The sequence below is a fragment of the Colwellia ponticola genome (assembly GCF_005885605.1).
GTDB lineage: Bacteria > Pseudomonadota > Gammaproteobacteria > Enterobacterales > Alteromonadaceae > Colwellia > Colwellia ponticola.
Genome location: NZ_SZVP01000036.1, coordinates 1 through 1,291, shown reverse-complemented (window position 1 = coordinate 1,291; position 1,291 = coordinate 1). Strand labels below are relative to the sequence as shown.

Here is a 1,291-nt window from a genome sequence, read left to right as displayed (position 1 = left end):
TTAAATTCTTTGGTATATTTTTTACGTTTTGCCATTTCTGTTCTCCAGTTAAGCTTATTATGTCTTAACTGGGGTAGTCGAATCCATTAAACCACGTCAACCTCATTAAATTGGCTTGATGTAGCTTACGTTACAAAAAGCAAATCCCCATAGCATAAACAACACCAACGCTGACACACCGAGCAGGTAGCGCCTCAGTCCAACAAGCGATTATGCGACACAAACAGCGTGTCGCATAAATACTAAAGTGTTATATGCTATTAAAAAGTAGCGTAAGAATAAGTGATTTGTTCGTGATGTTTTTCGCTAAAACTGCTTGGAGCAGGTCACTAATAAGCATTACCTTTTATACCTTTTTCAAAGGTGGTAATGCTACTAGTTTGCTTGGTGATTTTCCTAGCTCAAAAGGCACTGTTCAGTTTACGGTGCAGTTAATCAAAATACGTGCATAGCTTGTTTTAACAGGGTTTGCATATAACAAGGCATTTAAGTCGGACAAAATACAGTTGGTTTTTTGCTCGTGCCTCGCTAATTATAACCAACTGTATTTTGCCGCTTAATGTGGCGTTATGATTTTCCGAAATAATTGAGAGAGTAGTATGAAGTATTTAACATTGTTTTTTTTAACTGTATTAACAACAGGGTGTACTAGCGAAGTTGATAATGGGTTTAAATTTGTTGTTACTGGTTCGCTATCAAAAAGCTTAACCCAAGATGAAATTAATGTTCTCAATAATTGTGTTGCTCCTAAAGTGAAAAAGTTTGAGGAATTTATTAAAAAGAATGCGAATATCAACCAGCAGTCTGCCAGTGTTCACACTGTAGAAGTAGTAAGTTATTTTGATAGTTCATTTAATTATACAGCGGACATTGTAATTAAACTTTTCTATACAGCTAAAACCTATAAAGGCGACGAAGAAAGAGAGACGAAGTCTGGTAAAATTTATTGTGACTTTGAAGCCGCTGGATTGAGTCAAAAATCATAACAAGCCATTCAAGTACTTATCATGCCACCCATAATAACCTGTCTATATTTCACTCAATGCACTAGACTTACTTTACCTTTTCTCACTTAGCTTGGTGATTGTCATGGCGAAGCCTCGTTCACAACAAATTAGTTCATTACTTATCATGCCACCCATAATAACCTGTCTATATTTCACTCAACATTACTTATCATGCCACCCATAATAACCTGTCTATATTTCACTCAATGCACTAGACTTACTTTACCTTTTCTCACTTAGTTTGGTGATTGTCATGGCGAAGCCTCGTTCACAACAAATTAGTT

At 35.9% G+C, this 1,291-nt stretch carries 1 protein-coding gene; it reads left to right on the top strand.

Annotated features, from left to right (window positions below; translation table 11 throughout):
• The first annotated feature begins 599 nt into the window (after positions 1 to 599).
• The gene (locus FCS21_RS15705; protein WP_138624474.1) at positions 600 to 986 is read left to right on the top strand and encodes a hypothetical protein; all 387 of its coding nucleotides are present in this window, start codon (positions 600 to 602) and stop codon (positions 984 to 986) included.
• The last annotated feature ends 305 nt before the right edge of the window (positions 987 to 1,291 follow it).